A 1,189-nucleotide genomic window follows, 5' to 3' on the forward strand; every position below is an offset into this window, starting at 1 on the left:
TTGGCGCGCGCCACTTTTCGTAACGCCGGAGCTAGTCCGACCGATTGGTCAAATATGGATGACGGCGAGCCGTCATCCATAACCATAGAATTGGACAAAGGATTCATCATGTCGTTCACCAAGCTGCTCGGCGCAGGCGTCGCGGCACTGGCCTTCGGAGCAGTCCTCACAGCGGGTCCTGCTGCGGCCGAACCGATTACCGCCACACCGGTGATCGCGCCCGGCGAGCCCGCACCGTCGTCGGGTAGTGCACTGATCAGCGGCTTCGATGGGCTGCTTCGCCTCCTGCGGTGCGGCTCCGCCTACAGCTGCAACTAGGAGTCCTGTCGACGGCACGGGCGGGGTTGGCTTCCGCCCGTGCCACGGGGAACTCATAACTCGGCGCCCCAGCCGGTCCCGCTCGATCCAGGAGGTGCGCTGAGCGCACCACCCCATCCCTGCTGCCCCCAACACCCCGAAAAGGCCGCCGCCGATCCACGGCAGCGGCCTTCGTGAGGTGTCAAGGCAGTAACGAGACCGGATCGAGGGTGAACTCGAAAGGAGCTCGCAAAGTAACCTTCTCCCCGGCTGCGACCCGATACGTCGGCTCGTAACTGCGGTCGCCGCCGAGGGAATGGACGAACGCCACCGGCAACGACTCGCCCGGCAGTTGTCCCTTGAAGGCATTGAGCTCGAAGCGCCAGTAGTTCGGAATCCCCGCCTCGGCGTAGAGAACCGGCTTCACCATGCGGTCCTGCAATGTGGTCGAGTTGGAGACCACTTCGACGGCAAGCTGAACCTGCCCGACAGGAATCCCGCGACCGTCCCAGTCGATCGGGCCGGTGACCACGATCAGATCTGGAATGGGCTCGTCGTCTCCGGTCAGGACACCGACGCCCCGCATCACCTCGTACTCATGGGGCCGGACGGCCTCCAGCGCGCTCTCCAGCCGCTCGAGCACCCGCTGATGCCGCGGTGTCGGAACGGCGTTCACGACGAGCTGACCGTTGAGCACCTCGTAGCGCAATCCGTCATCGGGCATGCGATCGAGGTCGGCAGCCGTCCAATGGTCCGAGCTGGGAACCGGCATCGTCATCGAATCGCCTCCAACCCCACCGGCATTCGCCAACCGCGCCGGTTGGACTCAGCACGAGCGTAGCTCAGTCGGCACGGTCGATCTGGGGTCTTCCGTGCCGACTGAGCGAGCACA

Annotated in this window: 2 protein-coding genes; one reads left to right on the forward strand and one right to left on the reverse strand. The window is 64.8% G+C overall.

Features of this window, described 5'->3' with window-relative positions:
• The first annotated feature begins 108 nt into the window (after positions 1-108).
• A complete protein-coding gene (locus tag AC3ERS_RS08280; protein WP_431965143.1) occupies positions 109-318 on the forward strand; it encodes a hypothetical protein in 210 nt (69 codons plus the stop codon).
• Positions 319-499: 181 nt separating this feature from the next.
• Here AC3ERS_RS08280 and AC3ERS_RS08285 read toward each other — a convergent pair whose 3' ends face one another.
• Positions 500-1,075, reverse strand: coding sequence for a Uma2 family endonuclease (locus tag AC3ERS_RS08285; RefSeq protein WP_431965145.1), 576 nt, complete (start codon positions 1,073-1,075; stop codon positions 500-502).
• Positions 1,076-1,189: the final 114 nt, after the last annotated feature.

It is taken from the genome of Nocardia sp. bgisy134 (genome assembly GCF_057708325.1).

Coding starts and splice junctions, on each gene's coding strand:
- AC3ERS_RS08285 (WP_431965145.1), bottom strand. CDS start 1,075: ATGACGATGCCGGTTCCCAGCTCGGACCATTGGACGGCTGCCGACCTC.
- AC3ERS_RS08280 (WP_431965143.1), top strand. CDS start 109: ATGTCGTTCACCAAGCTGCTCGGCGCAGGCGTCGCGGCACTGGCCTTC.